The sequence below is a fragment of the Streptomyces sp. NPDC101181 genome (genome assembly GCF_044767975.1).
Lineage (GTDB): Bacteria > Actinomycetota > Actinomycetes > Streptomycetales > Streptomycetaceae > Streptomyces.
In genome coordinates this window covers 122,010-139,338 of record NZ_JBIWOX010000014.1, presented here as the reverse complement: position 1 = coordinate 139,338, position 17,329 = coordinate 122,010, and the positions used below count along the sequence as shown (strand labels likewise).

General features: G+C 71.4%; 11 protein-coding genes. 9 read left to right on the top strand and 2 right to left on the bottom strand.

All coding sequences use genetic code 11. From position 1 onward, the window contains the following. Positions 1–20: 20 nt before the first annotated feature. Complete coding sequence (locus ACIRRU_RS21225) at positions 21–1,820, bottom strand: AMP-dependent synthetase/ligase (protein ID WP_403682758.1); 1,800 nt, start codon at positions 1,818–1,820, stop codon at positions 21–23. A 275-nt stretch (positions 1,821–2,095) separates the two neighbouring features. Beyond that, positions 2,096–2,950 (bottom strand): formate dehydrogenase accessory sulfurtransferase FdhD, encoded by an 855-nt coding sequence (fdhD, locus tag ACIRRU_RS21220; protein ID WP_403682755.1) that lies wholly within the window; start codon positions 2,948–2,950, stop codon positions 2,096–2,098. A 245-nt stretch (positions 2,951–3,195) separates the two neighbouring features. Between fdhD and ACIRRU_RS21215 the strand changes: the two genes are divergently transcribed. The 9 genes from ACIRRU_RS21215 to ACIRRU_RS21175 all read left to right on the top strand — a co-directional run bounded on the left by ACIRRU_RS21215 (position 3,196) and on the right by ACIRRU_RS21175 (position 17,209). After that, positions 3,196–4,155, top strand: coding sequence for a beta-ketoacyl-ACP synthase III (locus ACIRRU_RS21215; protein WP_403682753.1), 960 nt, complete (start codon positions 3,196–3,198; stop codon positions 4,153–4,155). Positions 4,156–4,506: 351 nt separating this feature from the next. Then, positions 4,507–5,688 (top strand): ROK family protein, encoded by a 1,182-nt coding sequence (locus ACIRRU_RS21210; protein ID WP_403682868.1) that lies wholly within the window; start codon positions 4,507–4,509, stop codon positions 5,686–5,688. 268 nt (positions 5,689–5,956) lie between these two features. Next, positions 5,957–7,480 carry a sugar ABC transporter ATP-binding protein gene (locus ACIRRU_RS21205; RefSeq protein ID WP_403682750.1) on the top strand — a complete coding sequence of 508 codons (1,524 nt, stop codon included), beginning with the start codon at positions 5,957–5,959 and terminating at the stop codon, positions 7,478–7,480. Further along, positions 7,477–8,529, top strand: a complete 1,053-nt coding sequence (locus ACIRRU_RS21200; protein ID WP_403682748.1) for an ABC transporter permease — start codon at positions 7,477–7,479, stop codon at positions 8,527–8,529. The genes ACIRRU_RS21205 and ACIRRU_RS21200 overlap by 4 nt, the downstream gene beginning before the upstream one ends. Positions 8,530–8,593: 64 nt before the next feature. Further along, positions 8,594–9,628, top strand: coding sequence for a substrate-binding domain-containing protein (locus ACIRRU_RS21195; protein WP_363200207.1), 1,035 nt, complete (start codon positions 8,594–8,596; stop codon positions 9,626–9,628). Between the two features lie 71 nt (positions 9,629–9,699). After that, a complete protein-coding gene (locus tag ACIRRU_RS21190) occupies positions 9,700–10,941 on the top strand; it encodes a Gfo/Idh/MocA family protein (RefSeq protein WP_403682744.1) in 1,242 nt (413 codons plus the stop codon). Positions 10,942–10,954: 13 nt separating this feature from the next. Next, on the top strand, positions 10,955–11,959 hold the full coding sequence (locus ACIRRU_RS21185; protein ID WP_363200205.1) for a sugar phosphate isomerase/epimerase family protein: 1,005 nt from the start codon (positions 10,955–10,957) through the stop codon (positions 11,957–11,959). 287 nt (positions 11,960–12,246) lie between these two features. Then, entirely contained in the window at positions 12,247–15,966 is a 3,720-nt protein-coding gene (locus ACIRRU_RS21180; protein ID WP_403682741.1) for a ThuA domain-containing protein, read from the top strand. Between the two features lie 94 nt (positions 15,967–16,060). Then, positions 16,061–17,209, top strand: a complete 1,149-nt coding sequence (locus tag ACIRRU_RS21175; protein WP_403682737.1) for an inositol-3-phosphate synthase — start codon at positions 16,061–16,063, stop codon at positions 17,207–17,209. Positions 17,210–17,329: the final 120 nt, after the last annotated feature.

Below are 17,329 nucleotides of genomic sequence, written 5' to 3'. Positions count from 1 at the left end.
GTGGTGACGTCGCCCCGGGCTCAGTGGTACAGCGCGTCCACCTCCCTCCCGTACGCCGCCTCGATCGCCTTGCGCTTCAGCTTCAGCGAGGGCGTCAGCAGCCCGTGCTCCTCGGTGAACGGGTGGGCCAGTATCCGGAACGTACGGATCGACTCCGCCTGCGACACCGCCGTGTTGGCCGCCACCACCGCCCGGCGGATCTCCATCTCCAGGTCCGGGTCGCGCACCAGTTCCGCGGGGGCGAGCGGGGTGCGGCCCCGCATGGCCAGCCAGTGGTCCACCCCCTCCTGGTCGACGGTGACCAGCGCCGCGATGTACGGGCGGTCGTTGCCGACGACGATGCACTGCGCGACGAGCGGATGCGCCCGCACCCGCTCCTCCAGACCGGCCGGGGACACGCTCTTGCCGCCGGAGGTCACCAGGATCTCCTTCTTCCGGCCGGTGATCGTGAGATAGCCGTCCTCGTCCAGCGATCCGAGGTCACCGGTGGCCAGCCAGCCGTCGCGCAGCACCGCCCGGGTGGCGTCCGGGTTGCCCAGGTACCCGGAGAACACGTTCGCCCCGTGCACCCAGACCTCCCCGTCCTCCGCGATGTGCACCGACGTCCCGGGGATGGGCTGCCCGACCGTGCCGTACCGGGTGCGCTCGGGCGGGTTCGCCGTCGCCGCCGCGGTCGACTCGGTCAGCCCGTACCCCTCGAAGACGCTCACCCCGGCGCCCGCGAAGAACAGGCCGAGCTGCCGGTCCATGCCGGAGCCGCCCGACATGGCGTGCCGCACCCGCCCGCCCATGGCGTCGCGGACCTTCTTGTAGACGACCTTGTCGAAGAACTGGTGCTGCATCCGCAGTCCCGGCGAGGGTCCCGGGCCGGTCCCGAACGCCTTCTGCTCCAGCGCCTCGGCGTACTTCACCGCGACGTCCACCGCCTTGTCGAACGGTCCCGCCCGGCCCTCCGTCTCCGCCGTGCGCCGGGCCCCGTTGAACACCTTCTCGAAGATGTACGGCACCGCCAGGATGAACGTCGGCCGGAACGTCAGCAGGTCCGGCATCAGGGCCTTCGCCGACAGCTCCGGCTGGTGGCCGAGCTTGACCCGGCCCCGGACCGCCGCGATCTCCACCATGCGGCCGAAGACATGGGCCAGCGGCAGGAAGAGCAGGGTGGCCGCCTCGTCGCCGGGCCGGGAGTGGAACACCGGCTCCCAGCGGCCGACCATGGTGTCGCTCTCGAACATGAAGCTCGCGTGCGTGATCACACACCCCTTGGGGCGGCCGGTGGTCCCCGAGGTGTAGATGACGGTCGCCACGGACTCGGGCGTCACCGCGCGCCGGTGGCGGTGCACCACCTCGTCGTCCACCTGCGTGCCCGCCGCGAACAGTTCGTCGACCGCCCCGGCGTCCAGCTGCCACAGCCGCTTGAGCTGCGGCAGCCGGTCGATCACCGAACCGACGGTCATCGCGTGGTCCTCGTGCTCGACCATCACCGCCACCGCCTCGGAGTCGTGCAGCATCCACAGGACCTGCTCGGCCGACGACGTCGGATAGACCGGCACGGACTGGGCCCCGACGGTCCAGACAGCGAAGTCGAACAGCGTCCACTCGTAGCGCGTACGGGCCATCAGCGCGACCCGGTCGCCGAACCGCACACCGTGCGCGATCAGGCCTTTCGCCAGGGCCAGCACCTCGTCGCGGAAGGCCTTCGAGGTCACGTCCCGCCACTGCCCGTCCGCGTCCTTGCGGCCGAACGCGATCCGGTGCGGATCGTCCTCGGCGTGGCCGAAGACCACATCGGCCAGACCGCCCACCTGGGGCGCCGCTGCCATGGGGGGGACGGTGAATTCACGCAATGACCTGCTCCTCGGGGCGCTCCGCACAGCGCCGCGACGCTACCCCAAGCGGGGGCCGGGCGGGAGGGTCCCGACACGCTCCGTGCACCGACGCGCGCGTACGGGTCAACCGTCGAAATCCGGCCAGATGGGCAAGGCTCGGGCGTCCCCGGTGCCCAGTTCTGCCGGAGGGGTAAGCGGCTCGCGCCGGAATCTCCACCGAACCCGCCCCCGTCGGCCACGGCGGGGCCGGTGACCCCCGGGCGTGCGGGCTACGGCGCCTCCGCCGCCCCGGCCGGCTCCAGCGCGATCCGGTGCTCGCCCGCGTACACGTTCATCGACGGCCCCCGCAGAAAACCGACCAGCGTCAGTCCGCTCTCCGCCGCCAGGTCCACCGCCAGTGAGGACGGCGCGGAGACCGCCGCCAGCACCGGGATGCCCGCCATCACCGCCTTCTGGGCCAGTTCGAACGAGGCCCGCCCCGACACCAGCAGCACCGCCCTCGACAGCGGCAGCCGTCCGTCCGTCAGCGCCCGGCCCACCAGCTTGTCGACCGCGTTGTGCCGTCCCACGTCCTCCCGTATGTCGAGCAGATCGCCCTCCTCGGAGAAGAGGGCCGCCGCGTGCAGCCCGCCCGTCCGGTCGAACACCTTCTGCGCGGCGCGCAGCCGGTCCGGGAGCGCGGAGAGCAGCGCGGGCGTCAGCCGGACCGGGGGAGCGTCGGACACCGGATGGCGGGTGGTGGTGCGCACCGCGTCGAGGCTGGCCTTGCCGCACAGGCCGCAGGAGGAGGTGGTGTAGACGTTCCGCTCCAGCGTGATGTCCGGCACCGCGACGCCCGGCGCGAGCTGTACGTCCACCACGTTGTACGTGTTCACGCCGTCGGCGGTCGCCCCGGCGCAGTAGACGATCGACCGCACCTCTTCGCCCCGGGCGACCACCCCTTCGCTGACCAGGAACCCGGCGGCCAGCGCGAAGTCGTCGCCCGGCGTCCGCATGGTGATGGCCAGCGGCTTGCCGTTCAGCCGGATCTCCAGGGGCTCCTCGGCCACCAGGGTGTCGCTGCGGGTGGAGAGAGCGCCGTCCCGGATACGGAGGGTGCGGCGGCGTTCGGTGACCCGTCCCATAGAGCTGAACCCGATTCTGTCCGTGTACGGAGGGCCCCGCGCCGGTGGGGAGGGGCCGCGGCCTGGCCCTGCCATTGTCCGACACACCGACCGGTGTGTCCCCGTCGCCCCGAAACCACGCTGACCAGGCTGTTGTCAATGCTCCAACGTACGGACCGGTTTCCTGTGGGATCACGTGCCCCCGTACCGATCGGTAGCGACCAAGACTGGATGGTTCCTGCCCTACGTCCCGAGGGGAACCCCGTATGACCGGCTCACGTGTCGTGGCGCTCGGCCACTATCAGCCCGCCCAGGTGCTCACCAACGACGACCTGGCGGCCATGGTCGACACCAGCGACGAGTGGATCAGGAGCCGGGTCGGCATCAAGACCCGGCACGTGGGAGGCCCCGACGAGCCGGTCGACGAACTGGCCGCGCACGCCGCGGCCAAGGCGCTGGCCGCGGCCGGTCTCCAGCCCTCGGACATCGACCTGGTCCTGGTCGCCACCTCCACGGCCATCGACCGGTCCCCGAGCATGTCGGCGCGGGTCGCCGCACGGCTCGGCATGGGATCGCCCGCGGTGCTGGACATCAACGTGGTGTGCTCCGGATTCACCCACGCACTGGCCACCGCCGACCACGCGATCCGGGCCGGGGCGGCGGTCCGTGCCCTGGTCATCGGCGCCGACAAGATGGGCGACATCGCGGACTGGACCGACCGCTCCACCTGCGTCCTGCTCGGCGACGGCGCGGGTGCCGCCGTGGTCACCGCCGACCCGGACGCCTCCGGCACCGCGGGCGGCCCCGGCATCGGGCCGGTGCTGTGGGGGTCGGTGCCGGAGATGGGCAACGCCGTACGGATCGAGGGGACGCCGCCGCGCTTCGCGCAGGAGGGGCAGTCCGTCTACCGCTGGGCCACCACCCAGCTGCCCCCGATCGCCCGGCAGGTCTGCGAGAAGGCGGGCGTCGCCCCGGAGGACCTGGCGGCCGTCGTCCTGCACCAGGCCAATCTGCGGATCATCGAGCCCGTGGCGCGCAAGATCGGCGCGGTCAACGCCGTCATCGCCCGGGACGTGGTCGACTCCGGCAACACCTCCGCCGCGTCCATCCCGATGGCGCTGTCAAAGCTGGTCGAGCGCGGCGAGGTCGCCTCCGGCGCCCCCGTCCTGCTCTTCGGCTTCGGCGGGAACCTCTCGTACGCGGGCCAGGTCATCCGCTGCCCCTGAGGGGCCGCCCGCCCGGCCGCGCCGGACCGTGCCGTGCCGTGCCGCTGAGCGTCCACCCGGCCGCGCCGGGGTCCGGGGCGTGCCGGTGAGCCGTTCACCCGCCTCCGCCGAGCGGTCCGTCCACCTCCGCGCGGTCGCGTCGGCGGGCCCGCGGGCGTCCCCGCGCGGCTGTTCACCCGCCGTTGCGGGGCCGTGCCCCCGTGCGTCCTCGACACGGCTTTGTCCTCGGTGTGGAGAAAGTTGGCGCTGATTCCTGCGCAACTTCTTCCCCCTCCGGCAAAGCGCTGCTACGTTCCCCCTCGAAAGCCCGACGGACTGGCCGATGTGGCGGGGGAGGGACGCGTGAGACGTATGACGGCACGGCCCGCGAACGCGCATCAGGCGCGGCTGCTCCGGCTGCTGCGCGACGGGGGCCCCAACTCCCGTGCGCAGCTCGGCGATCAGGTCGACCTCTCGCGCTCGAAGCTCGCCGTCGAGGTGGACCGGCTGCTGGAGACCGGCCTGGTGGTGGCCGACGGACTCGCCGCATCCCGCGGCGGACGCCGCTCGCACAACATCCGGCTCGCTCCCGAACTGCGTTTCCTCGGGGTCGACATCGGCGCGACCTCGGTCGATGTGGCCGTCACCAACGCCGAGTTGGAGGTACTGGGACACCTCAACCATCCGATGGACGTGCGCGAGGGACCCGTCGCGGTCTTCGAGCAGGTGCTGTCGATGTCCGCCAAACTGCGGGCCTCCGGGCTCGCCGACGGCTTCGACGGCGCGGGCATCGGGGTTCCCGGGCCCGTCCGCTTCCCCGAAGGCGTACCGGTCGCGCCGCCGATCATGCCCGGCTGGGACGGTTTCCCGGTCCGCGAGGCACTCAGCCAGGAGCTGGGCTGCCCCGTCATGGTCGACAACGACGTGAACCTCATGGCGATGGGGGAGCAGCACGCGGGCGTCGCCCGTTCGGTGGCCGACTTCCTCTGCGTCAAGATCGGTACGGGTATCGGCTGCGGCATCGTCGTCGGCGGCGAGGTCTACCGCGGTACGACCGGCAGCGCGGGCGACATCGGGCACATCCAGGTCGTCCCGGACGGCCGCCCCTGCGCCTGCGGCAACCGCGGCTGCCTGGAGGCCCACTTCAGCGGCGCGGCCCTGGCCCGGGACGCGGAGGACGCGGCCCGCGAGGGGCGCTCACCCGAACTGGCCGTCCGGCTGGACGTGGTGGGCCGTCTCACCGCGGCCGACGTGGCGGCCGCCGCGGCCGCGGGGGACGCCGCCGCCCTCGAACTGATCCGTCAGGGCGGCAACCGGCTCGGCCAGATCATCGCGAGTCTCGTCAGCTTCTTCAATCCCGGTCTGGTGGTGATCGGCGGCGGTGTCACCGGCCTCGGTCACAACCTCCTCGCCAGTGTCCGCACGCAGGTCTACAAGCAGTCCCTGCCGCTGGCCACCGGCAACCTCCCCATCGTCCTGGGCGAGTTGGGGCCCACCGCCGGTGTCACCGGCGCGGCCCGGCTCATCAGCGACCACCTCTTCTCCCCGGCCTGACCCGGGGGCGTCCAGCACCACCGGCCCGGCCTCGGGGCCGTACCCGCCCTACTGTCCTCGTTCCCTCCGACCCGCCCAGCACACCACCGCATTCGTCAGGTACCCGTCAGGAACTCCCGTACACGGTCCCCGGGTACTTCTCCGCGGCCGCTCGCGGCGCCGTCGGCTCCACGGCACCTCCAGCTCCGCACCCTGTCCGCACACCGGCCCTCCCGGCCCCCTCGGCCCCGCCGAGCAGGGGAGACCTCATTCGCCGAGGGGATTCGTCATGGCACCAGAACCACCCCTGCTCACCATGTCCGGCATCACCAAGCTCTTCCCGGGCGTCCGCGCCCTGGACGGCGTCGACCTGGAGGTCCAGGCCGGCGAGGTCCACTGCCTCCTCGGCCAGAACGGCGCGGGCAAGTCCACCCTCATCAAGGTGCTGGCCGGAGCCCACCAGCCCAACGACGGCGAGATCACCTGGCGCGGCGAGGCCGTCCAGCTCAAGTCACCGATCGCCGCCATGCGCCTGGGCATCGCCACCATCTACCAGGAACTCGACCTGGTCCAAGGGCTGTCGGTCGCCGAGAACGTCTTCCTCGGCCACGAGCCGACCAGTGCGGGCTTCGTCGTCCGCATCGGGGAGGGGCGGCAGGCCGCCAAGGCGCTCCTGGCGCGGCTCGGCCACCCCGAGATCGACCCCGCCCGGCCGGTCGGTGAGCTCTCCGCCGCCCAGCAGCAGATCGTCTCCATGGCCCGCGCGCTCTCCCACGACGTCCGGCTGATCGTGATGGACGAGCCGTCCGCCGCCCTCGACCCGGACGAGGTCGACAACCTCTTCCGCATCGTCGACGGCCTCACCGCCGACGGCGTCGCCGTCGTGTACATCTCCCACCGCCTGGAGGAGATCCGCCGCATCGGTGACCGGGTCACCGTCATCAAGGACGGCCGGACCGTCGCCGTCGGGCTGCCCGCCGCGGAGACGCCCACACGCGACATCGTTGCCATGATGACCGGCCGGGACGTCGCGTACGTCTTCCCGCCGCGCCCCGAGGAGCCCCCGGAGCTCACGGCCGAACCCGTCCTGCGCGTCCAGGGCCTCTCCCGCAAGGGGGAGTTCGACCCCGTCGACCTGGAGCTGCGGCCCGGCGAGATCGTCGGCCTGGCCGGGCTCGTCGGTTCGGGGCGCTCGGAGATCCTGGAGACGATCTACGGCGCCCGCCGGGCGACCACCGGAACCGTCACCGTCGACGGCAAGCCGCTCCGCTCCGGCAGCGTCCGGGCCGCCATCGCCGCCGGGATCGGGCTGGCTCCCGAGGAGCGCAAGGCGCAGGCCCTGCTGCTGACCGAGTCGGTCACCCGTAACGTCTCGGTCTCCTCCCTCTCCCGCTTCGCCCGCTTCGGCTGGATCGACCGGGGCGGCGAGCGGAAGGCCGCGCAGAGCTCGACCCGCGAACTCCAGATGCGGCCGGACAACCCGGACGCCGCCGTCCGCACCCTGTCCGGCGGCAACCAGCAGAAAGCCGTGCTGGCCCGCTGGCTGCTGCGCGGCTGCCGGGTCCTGCTGCTGGACGAACCCACCCGCGGTGTGGACGTCGGCGCCCGCGCCGAGCTCTACGCCGTGATCCGGCGGCTGGCCGACGAAGGCCTCGCCGTCCTGCTCGTCTCCAGCGAAGTGCCCGAAGTCCTGGGCCTCGCCGACCGGGTGCTGGTGCTCCGCGAGGGACAGGTGGTCCACACCGCCCCCGCCCAGGAGCTCGACGAGCACCGCGTACTCGACCTCGTGATGGAAGGGAGCCCGACGCCATGACACAGCCCGCCCCGTCGGCGCAGCACAACGGGCCGGACAAGGGGACCCTCACCGGCCCCGCGGACCAGCCCCCGTCGAAGACCGGCGGGCAACGGCCCGCCCTCGGACTGCGGTTCGACGCCCGGACCCTGTCCCTGCTCGGGGTGCTCGCCGCGCTGATCCTGGTCGGCGGCGTCACCGAGCCGGGGGCCTTCCTGGACACCGGGAACCTCCAGCTGATCCTGACCCAGGCGTCCGTCATCGGCGTCGTCACCGTCGGTATGACCTTCGTCATCACCAGCGGCGGCATCGACCTCTCCGTCGGCGCCATGGTGGCCCTCGCCTCGGTCTGGGCGACCACCCTGGCCACCCAGGAGTTCGGCTTCGCGGGCATCGCGTTCACCGCCGTGATCGTCGGGGTCGCCGCCGGACTCGTCAACGGCGTCCTCATCGCCTACGGGGGGATGGTCCCCTTCATCGCGACGCTGGCCATGCTGGCGTCCGCCCGCGGACTCGCCCTCCTGATCACCGACGGCAAGACCCAGATCGTGACCGTCGAGTCGGTCCTGGACCTCGGCCTGCCCGACTCCTACTTCCTCGGCATCCCGCCGCTCGTCATCATGTTCGGCGTGGTCACGGTCGTGGGCTGGCTGATCCTCAACCGCACCACCTTCGGCCGCCGCACCGTCGCCATCGGCGGCAACGCGGAGGCGGCCCGGCTCGCCGGCATCGACGTCCGCCGCCAGCGCCTCTACCTCTACGTGCTGTCCGGGCTCTGCTGCGGCATCGCCGCGTTCATGCTGATCGTGCTCGCCGGCTCCGGCCAGAACACCAACGGCAACCTCTACGAACTCGACGCCATCGCCGCCGCGATCATCGGCGGGACCCTGCTCAGCGGCGGCCGCGGCACGATCGTCGGCTCCGTGCTCGGTGTCCTCATCTTCACCACGATCACCAACATCTTCGCGCTGAACAACCTCCAGAGCGACGTCCAGCAGATCGCCAAGGGAGCCATCATCGTCGCCGCCGTCCTCGTCCAGCGCCGCACCCTGCGCGGCGCCGACACCTGACCGGCCGACCGACCCCCCGCACCCGCACCTCGTACCCACCCACCGGATGAAGGGCCTGAGAGCCATGCGAGAAACCAGCCGCAGAGGGCTGCTGTTCGGAACCGCCGCCGTCTCCGCGGGCGCGCTCCTGACCGCCTGCACCAGCAACGAGCCCAAGAAGTCGGAGAACGCCGCCAACAGCGCGCCTGCCGACGACAAGCCCGGCAAGGCCGTCACCATCGGCTTCGCCGGTCCGCAGGCCGACCACGGCTGGCTCAACGCCATCAACGTGAACGCCAAGTCCCGTGCGGAGACGTACGAGGACGTCACCCTGGAGATCACCGAGGGCTCCAACGACACCGCCGCCCAGATCGGCCAGGTCAAGACCCTCATCAACAAGAAGGTCGACGTCCTCGTCATCCTCCCCGCCGACGGCAAGGCCCTCACCCAGGTGGGCCTGGAGGCCATGAAGGCGGGCATCCCCGTCGTCAACCTCGACCGCGTCTTCGCCTCCCCGCAGGCCTACCGCTGCTGGGTCGGCGGCGACAACTACGGCATGGGCCTCAACGCCGGGACCTACATCGGCGAACAGCTCAAGGGCAAGGCGAACGCCAAGGTCGTCGAACTCGCCGGGATCGACAACCTGGAGCTGACCAAGCAGCGCAGCGAGGGCTTCGCCGCCGCGCTCAAGAACTACCCCAACATCGAGCTGGTGGCCCGTCAGGCAGCCGACTTCACCGTCGAGTCGGGCCAGGCGAAGATGGCCCAGCTCCTCCAGGCGCAGAAGCAGTTCGACGCCCTGTGGAACCACGACGACGACCAGGGAGTCGGGGCGCTGCGCGCCATCAAGCAGGCGGGGCGCGACGAGTTCATCATGGTCGGCGGCGCCGGGGCCAAGTCCGCCATGGACGCCATCAAGGCCGACAACTCGGTGATGAAGGCGACCGTCCTCTACCCGCCGACGATGGCCGCGTCCGCCATCGACCTGGCGCGCGCCCTCGGCCAGAGCAAGGGCGTCAGCGGGCTCTCCGAGATGGAGATCCCCACCTCGCTCACCCTGTACTCGGCGGTGGTCACCAAGGACAACATCGACCAGTACCTGCCGACGGGCTTCAACTGACCGGGACTCCGGGGGATGCGGACGCCGCATCCCCCGGCCCGTTACCGCACACCGACGAGGAGGAAGTCCGCATGGCCCGTAGTCAAGAGACGGAAACGCAGACCCCCGGGGCACCGCCGCCGCAGCAGCAGGCGCCTGCGACGCTCGGGGTCGGCATGGTCGGTTACGCGTTCATGGGCGCCGCCCACTCCCAGGGGTGGCGTACCGCGGGACACGTCTTCGACCTGCCGGTGCGGCCCGCTCTCGCCGCGATCTGCGGGCGCGACCGGGCGAAGGTCGACGCCGCGGCGGCCCGGCACGGCTGGGCGGCCGCGGAGACCGACTGGCGGGCGCTGATCGCCCGGGACGATGTCCAGCTCATCGACATCTGCACCCCCGGCGACAGCCATGCGGAGATCGCCATCGCCGCCCTGGAGGCGGGCAAGCACGTGCTGTGCGAGAAGCCCCTCGCCAACACCGTCGCCGAGGCCGAGGCCATGGTCCGCGCCGCGGAGGCGGCCAGGGCCCGGGGCCAGGTGGCGATCGTCGGCTTCAACTACCGCAAGGTGCCCGCGATCACCTACGCCCGCAAGCTCATCGCGGACGGCCGCCTCGGCACCCTGCGCCACGTCCGGGCCCACTACCTCCAGGACTGGCTCGTCGATCCCGCGTCCCCGCTCACCTGGCGGCTCAAGCGCGAGCACGCGGGCTCGGGCGCGCTCGGGGACCTCGGCGCGCACATCGTGGACCTCGCCCAGTATCTGGCCGGGGAGCTGCTGACCGGGGTCTCGGCCGTCTCGGAGACGTTCGTACGGGAGCGGCCCCTGCTCGCGGGCGGGCCGGCCGGGCTCTCCAACGGAGCGGACCCGACACGGCTGGGCGAGGTGACCGTGGACGACGCGGCGATCTTCAGCGGCCGCCTCGCCTCCGGGGCGCTGGCCTCCTTCGAGGCGACCCGGATGGCCGCGGGCCGCAAGAACGCGCTGCGGCTGGAGGTCAACGGGGAGCTGGGCTCGCTCGCCTTCGACCTGGAACGGCTCAACGAGCTGTCCTTCCACGACCACACCGAGCCCGCCGCCACCGCCGGATTCCGCCGCATCCTGGTCACCGAGCCCGAACACCCCTACCTGGAGGCGTGGTGGCCGCCGGGCCACGGCCTCGGCTACGAGCACACCTTCGTCCACCAGGCCCGGGACGTGATCCGCATGATCACCGAAGGCACCGAGCCCCGGCCCTCGTTCGCGGACGGCCTCCAGGTCCAGCGGGTGCTCGCCGCCGTGGAGGAGAGCGCCGCCAAGAACTCCGTCCACACCCCGGTCCCGTTCTCGTCCTAGGAGGCTGCCGCACATGCCCCGCCCCTTCACCCTCTTCACCGGCCAGTGGGCCGACCTCCCGCTGGAGGAGGTCTGCCGCCACGCCCGGGACTTCGGCTACGACGGCCTCGAACTCGCCTGCTGGGGAGACCACTTCGAGGTCGACAAGGCGCTCGCGGACCCCGGCTACCTGGACAGCAGGCACCAACTGCTCGACAAGTACGGGCTGAAGTGCTTCGCGATCTCCAACCACCTCGTCGGACAGGCCGTCTGCGACCATCCCATCGACGAACGCCACCAGGGCATCCTGCCCGCCCGCATCTGGGGCGACGGGGAGCCCGAAGGCGTACGGCAGCGGGCCGCCGCCGAGATCGCCGACACCGCGCGGGCGGCCGCCGCCTTCGGGGTCGACACGGTCATCGGGTTCACCGGCTCCTCGATCTGGCACCTCGTCGCGATGTTCCCGCCGGTCCCGCCGCACATGATCGAGCGCGGTTACGAGGACTTCGCCGAACGGTGGAACCCGGTCCTGGACGTCTTCGACGCCGAGGGGGTGCGCTTCGCCCACGAGGTGCACCCGAGCGAGATCGCGTACGACTACTGGACCACCAAGCGCGCCCTGGAAGCGGTGGACCACCGGCCCGCGTTCGGGCTGAACTTCGACCCGAGCCACTTCGTCTGGCAGGACCTCGACCCGGTCGGGTTCCTCTACGACTTCCGGGACCGCATCTACCACGTCGACTGCAAGGAGGCCCGCAAGCGCCTCGACGGCCGCAACGGCCGCCTCGGCTCGCACCTGCCCTGGGGCGACCCCCGGCGCGGCTGGGACTTCGTCTCGGCGGGCCACGGCGACGTGCCCTGGGAGGACGTCTTCCGGATGCTGCGGTCCATCGGCTACGAGGGCCCGGTCTCCGTGGAGTGGGAGGACGCGGGGATGGACCGGCTGACCGGTGCGCCGGAAGCCCTGGCCAGCCTCAAGCGGTTCGACTTCGACCCGCCCGCCGCCTCCTTCGACGCCGCTTTCGGCGGCGGCGAGTAGCTCCGCACGCCAGGCCCCGGGGGTGGGGCGCCGACCGCTCTCCCGCCCCCGGGGCTGCTCCGCCCTGCCCGCGATCTGCTTTGTCCTGCCGGAAGCAGAAGTTCGGCCCAACCGTTGCGCAAGGGCTTTCGGACACGGACGAACAGGTCTACCGTCCACCTCGTGTACACGACATGACTCGCGTCACCGGGGTCGCACCCGGCCCCTGTGGCGCACGCGCGGCAGTCCCCGCGCGTCACGGCACGGCTCCACCCGCCCGTACAACCGGCACTCTCCGGAGGACCTTCGTGCACAGAACCAGAAAGCGGCTCCTGGACCGGACCCGCGTCCGTAAATCCCTCGCGCTGTTCACCGGCGGGCTCCTCGCCGCCGCGACCCTCAGCCTCAGCTCCGCGCCGGGCGCCACCGCCCACCCCGGCCACCCCGGGCACGACGCCCCGGCCGCCGAGGACTTCCAGCAGGTCACCCTCGCCAAGGGCGCGGAGGAGACCGGTGAGCCCATGTCGCTCGCCGTCCTCCCCGACCGCAGCGTGCTGCACACCTCCCGCAACGGCGAGCTGCGGATCACCGACAGCGCCGGCAACACCAGGATCTCCGGCACCCTCCCCGTGTACACGCACGACGAGGAAGGCCTCCAAGGCGTCGGCGTCGACCCCGACTTCGCCGAGAACCGGGCCATCTACCTCTTCTACGCGCCTCCCATGGACACCCCGTCGGGCGACGCCCCCGAGACCGGCACCGCGGCCGACTTCGCGAAGTTCGACGGCGTCAACCGGCTCTCCCGCTTCGTCCTCAACGAGGACGGCACCCTCGACAACGCCAGCGAGAAGAAGGTCCTGGACGTCCCGACCTCGCGCGGCATCTGCTGCCACGTCGGCGGCGACATCGACTTCGACAAGGACGGGAACCTCTACCTGTCCACCGGCGACGACACCAACCCCTTCGCCTCCGACGGCTTCACCCCGATCGACGAACGCCCCGACCGCAACCCGGCGTTCGACGCGCAGCGCACCTCGGCCAACACCAACGACCTGCGCGGCAAGATCCTGCGCATCAAGGTCGCCGAGGACGGCTCGTACACCGTCCCCGACGGCAACCTCTTCGAGCCCGGCACGGACAAGACCCGGCCCGAGATCTACGCGATGGGCTTCCGCAACCCGTTCCGCTTCTCCGTGGACCAGGCCACCGGCGTCGTGTACGTCGGCGACTACGGCCCCGACGCGGGCGCGGCGGACCCGAACCGCGGCCCCTCCGGCAAGGTGGAGTTCGCCCGGGTGACGAAGGCCGGCAACTTCGGCTGGCCGTACTGCGTCGGTGAGAACGAGCCGTACAAGGACTACGACTTCGCCACCAAGGCCTCCGGCGCGGCCTTCGACTGCGCGGCCCCGAAGAACGAGTCGCCGCACAACACCGGCCTCGTCGACCTGCCGCCCGCCGAAGCCGCCTGGATTCCCTACGACGGCGGCTCGCTGCCCGAGTTCGGCTCCGGCTCGGAGTCCCCGATGGGCGGCCCCGTCTACAACTACGACGCCGACCTCGACTCCCCGGTCAAGTTCCCCGAGGCCTACGACGGCGACTTCTTCGCCGGTGAGTTCGGCCGCCGGTGGATCAAGCGCATCGAGCAGGACGCCGACGGCGCGGTCCAGTCCATCAACGACGTGCCGTGGTCCGGCACCCAGATCATGGACATGGCCTTCGGCCCCGACGGCGCGCTGTACGTCCTGGACTACGGCCTGGCCTGGTTCGGCGGCGACGAGAACTCCGCGCTCTACCGCATCGAGAACGCCACCGGAGGCCGCTCGCCCATCGCGGAGGCCTCGGCCAGCAAGACCTCGGGCACCGCGCCCCTGAAGGTGAAGTTCTCCTCGGAGGGCACGTCCGACGGCGACGGCGACGCCCTGACCTACTCCTGGGACTTCGGCGACGGCGGCACCTCCACCGCGGCCAACCCCACGTACACGTACAAGAAGAACGGCACCTACGTCGCGACGCTCACCGCCGAGGACCCGACCGGCCGCACCGGCTCGGCCAGCGTCCACGTGACCGTCGGCAACACCGCCCCGACCGTGGAGCTCGTGCTGCCGCAGGACGGGCAGCTCTTCGAGTTCGGTGACGCCGTGCCCTTCAAGGTCAACGTCAGCGACCCCGAGGACGGCACCATCGACTGCGCCAAGGTCGAGGTCAAGTTCACCCTGGGCCACGACAGCCACGGCCACGACATCACCACCGAACACGGCTGCGAAGGCACCATCAAGACCGCCATGGAAGGCGGCCACGACCCCAACGCCAACATCTACGGCGGCATCTCCGCCTCCTACACCGACAACGGCGGCGGCGGCCAGGCCAAGCTGACCGGCAAGGACCAGGCCCGCCTCCAGCCCAAGCACCGGCAGGCCGAGCACTTCGACGACTCCTCCGGCATCACCACGCCCGGCAAGGACAGCGCGCACGGCGGCAAGACCGTCGGCGACATCCACAACGACGACTGGATCTCCTTCGACACCTACGTCCTGGCGGGCGCCACGAAGCTCACCGCCCGTGTCTCGTCGGCCGGTTCGGGCGGATTCCTCGAAGTGCGCACCGGATCGCCCACCGGCAAGATCCTCGGCTCCGGGCCCGTCCCGGTGACCGGCAGCTGGGACACCTTCCAGGACGTCGACATCCCGCTGCGCGGAGCGTCGAAGAAGCAGACCGAGCTCTTCCTCGTCTTCAAGGGCGGCGACGGAGCCCTCTACGACATCGACGACTTCGAACTCTCCAACAGCCCCGTCGACAAGACCGCCAAGCGTGTCCTGGTCTTCTCCAAGACCGCCGGCTTCCGCCACGACTCGATCCCCGCGGGCATCGAGGCCCTGAAGCAGATCGGCAAGGACACCAACATCACGGTCGACTCCACCGAGTCCGCCGCCCAGTTCACCACCAGCAACCTCGCCCGCTACGACGCCGTCGCGTTCCTCTCCACCACCGGTGACGTCCTCAACGCCGACCAGCAGAAGGCGTTCGAGAACTACGTGGCCACCGGCGGCGGCTACGTCGGCATCCACGCGGCCGCCGACACGGAGTACGACTGGGAGTTCTACGGCGGCCTCGTCGGCGCCTACTTCGACTCCCACCCGCAGATCCAGCCCGCCACCGTCCGCGTCGAGGACCACGACCACCCCGCCACCGCCCACCTGGACGAGGAGTGGGAGCGTACCGACGAGTGGTATAACTACCGCACCAACCCCCGGGACAAGGCCAAGGTCCTCGCCACCCTGGACGAGACCACCTACACCGGCGGGAACATGAAGGGCGACCACCCGGTCTCCTGGTGCCAGACCTACCAGGGCGGCCGCTCCTTCTACACCGGACTCGGCCACACCAAGGAGTCCTACGCCGAACCGGCCTTCCGTCAGCACCTGTCGGGCGGACTGCGCTACGCCACCGGTCAGGTCAAGGCCGACTGCAAGCCGAGCAAGGACTACCGCTCGATCTTCAACGGCAAGACGCTGGAAGGCTGGAAGCAGGCGGGCCCGGGGAAGTTCTCCGTCAGTGACGGCGCCCTGCACTCCGAGGGCGGCATGGGCCTGCTCTACTACCAGGCCAAGGAGCTGAAGTCCTACTCCCTGAAGCTGGACTGGAAGATGGCTGGCGACGACAACTCCGGTGTCTTCGTGGGCTTCCCGGAGTCCGACGACCCCTGGTCGGCGGTGAACAAGGGCTACGAGATCCAGATCGACGCCACGGACGCCGCGGACCGCACCACGGGCGCCGTCTACGGCTTCAAGTCGGCCAACATCAAGGCCCGTGACCGCGTCCTGCGGCCGCCGGGCCAGTGGAACAGCTACGAGATCAAGGTCCAGGGCGAGCGTCTCCAGCTCTTCCTCAACGGAACGAAGATCAACGACTTCACCAACACCGACCCGGTCCGTAGCCTGAAGGACGGCTACATCGGCCTCCAGAACCACGGAGCCGACGACCAGGTGTCGTTCCGCAACATCCACCTGAAGGAGCTGCCCTCCACGTAGGGCGGCCACCTCTGCCGACGACGGGCGGGGGGAGCGCACACGCCTTCCCCCGCCCGCCGTCCTCCACCCCGACATTCGCCCAGGGAGGCAGCCCGTGACCGCATTCGCCGATCGTGAAGGCCGTAGCGACGCACCAGGCCGTACCGGTGTCTGGTTCATCGGAGCACGTGGCTCCGTCGCGACCACCGCCACCGCGGGCTGCGCCGCCATCGCGGCGGGACTCCACCCGCCGACCGGCATGGTCACCGAGACGCCCCCCTTCGCCGACAGCGGCCTTCCCGCCCTGACCGACCTGGTCTTCGGCGGCCACGACACCCTCGACTGCCCGCTGTCCAAGCGGGCCGAGGCGCTGGCCGATGGCGGCGTGCTCCCGCACTCGCTGCCCTCCGCCGTACGCGCCGAACTCGACGCCGCCGACGCGGAGATACGCCCCGGCGGACCCCTCCCCGGCGACCGGCGCACCGACGCGGAACTCATCGCCGCGTTCGCCGCCGACCTCACCGACTTCTCCCACCGCCACGGCCTGGCGCGCACCGTCGTCGTCAACGTCGCCTCCACCGAACCCGCCCCCGGCCCCGACGACACCCGGCTGCCCGCCAGCTCGCTGTACGCCGCGGCGGCCCTGCGAGCGGGCTGCGCCTACGCCAACTTCACCCCGTCGACCGGACTGCGCGCCCCCGCGCTCGCCGACACCGTCGCCTCCAGCGGACTTCCCCACGCCGGACGCGACGGCAAGACCGGCCAGACGCTGCTGCGTTCCGTACTCGCCCCGATGTTCCTCCAGCGCGCCCTGGCCGTACGGGCCTGGTCCGGGTCGAACCTGCTGGGCGGCGGGGACGGGGCGGCGCTGGCCGATCCGGCCGCGGCCGCCGCCAAGAACGCGGGCAAGGAACGCGTGCTGGCCGACACCTTCGGCACCGCCCCCGAGGGCGAGGTGCACATCGACGACGTCCCCGCGATGGGCGACTGGAAGACCGCCTGGGACCACATCGCCTTCGACGGCTTCCTCGGCTCCCGCATGGTCCTCCAGACCATCTGGCAGGGCTGCGACTCGGCCCTCGCCGCCCCCCTGGTCCTGGACCTCGCCCGACTGCTGGCCCGCGCCCACGAGGTGGGCGTCAGCGGCCCCCTGCCGGAGCTGGGCTTCTACTTCAAGGACCCCGACGGCGGCACCTCGGCCGCCCTTGCCGAGCAGTACACCACCCTGCTCACCTTCGCCGAACGGCTGCGGGGCCAGGCGTGAGGCGGCGGCGCCGGGTCCTGCCCGCGCTGACCGCTCTTCCGGCCCTGACCGCCCTTCCCGCGCTTCCCGTCGTGCTCGCGGGAGTCCTGGCTCTCTCGGCGCTCCCGGCCGGGCGCAGGA

Excerpts from the sequence above, each read along its gene's own strand:
- ACIRRU_RS21225 (WP_403682758.1), bottom strand. The coding sequence starts at position 1,820 with ATGGCAGCGGCGCCCCAGGTGGGCGGTCTGGCCGATGTGGTCTTCGGC.
- fdhD (WP_403682755.1), bottom strand. The coding sequence starts at position 2,950 with ATGGGACGGGTCACCGAACGCCGCCGCACCCTCCGTATCCGGGACGGC.
- ACIRRU_RS21215 (WP_403682753.1), top strand. The coding sequence starts at position 3,196 with ATGACCGGCTCACGTGTCGTGGCGCTCGGCCACTATCAGCCCGCCCAG.
- ACIRRU_RS21210 (WP_403682868.1), top strand. The coding sequence starts at position 4,507 with ATGACGGCACGGCCCGCGAACGCGCATCAGGCGCGGCTGCTCCGGCTG.
- ACIRRU_RS21205 (WP_403682750.1), top strand. The coding sequence starts at position 5,957 with ATGGCACCAGAACCACCCCTGCTCACCATGTCCGGCATCACCAAGCTC.
- ACIRRU_RS21200 (WP_403682748.1), top strand. The coding sequence starts at position 7,477 with ATGACACAGCCCGCCCCGTCGGCGCAGCACAACGGGCCGGACAAGGGG.
- ACIRRU_RS21195 (WP_363200207.1), top strand. The coding sequence starts at position 8,594 with ATGCGAGAAACCAGCCGCAGAGGGCTGCTGTTCGGAACCGCCGCCGTC.
- ACIRRU_RS21190 (WP_403682744.1), top strand. The coding sequence starts at position 9,700 with ATGGCCCGTAGTCAAGAGACGGAAACGCAGACCCCCGGGGCACCGCCG.
- ACIRRU_RS21185 (WP_363200205.1), top strand. The coding sequence starts at position 10,955 with ATGCCCCGCCCCTTCACCCTCTTCACCGGCCAGTGGGCCGACCTCCCG.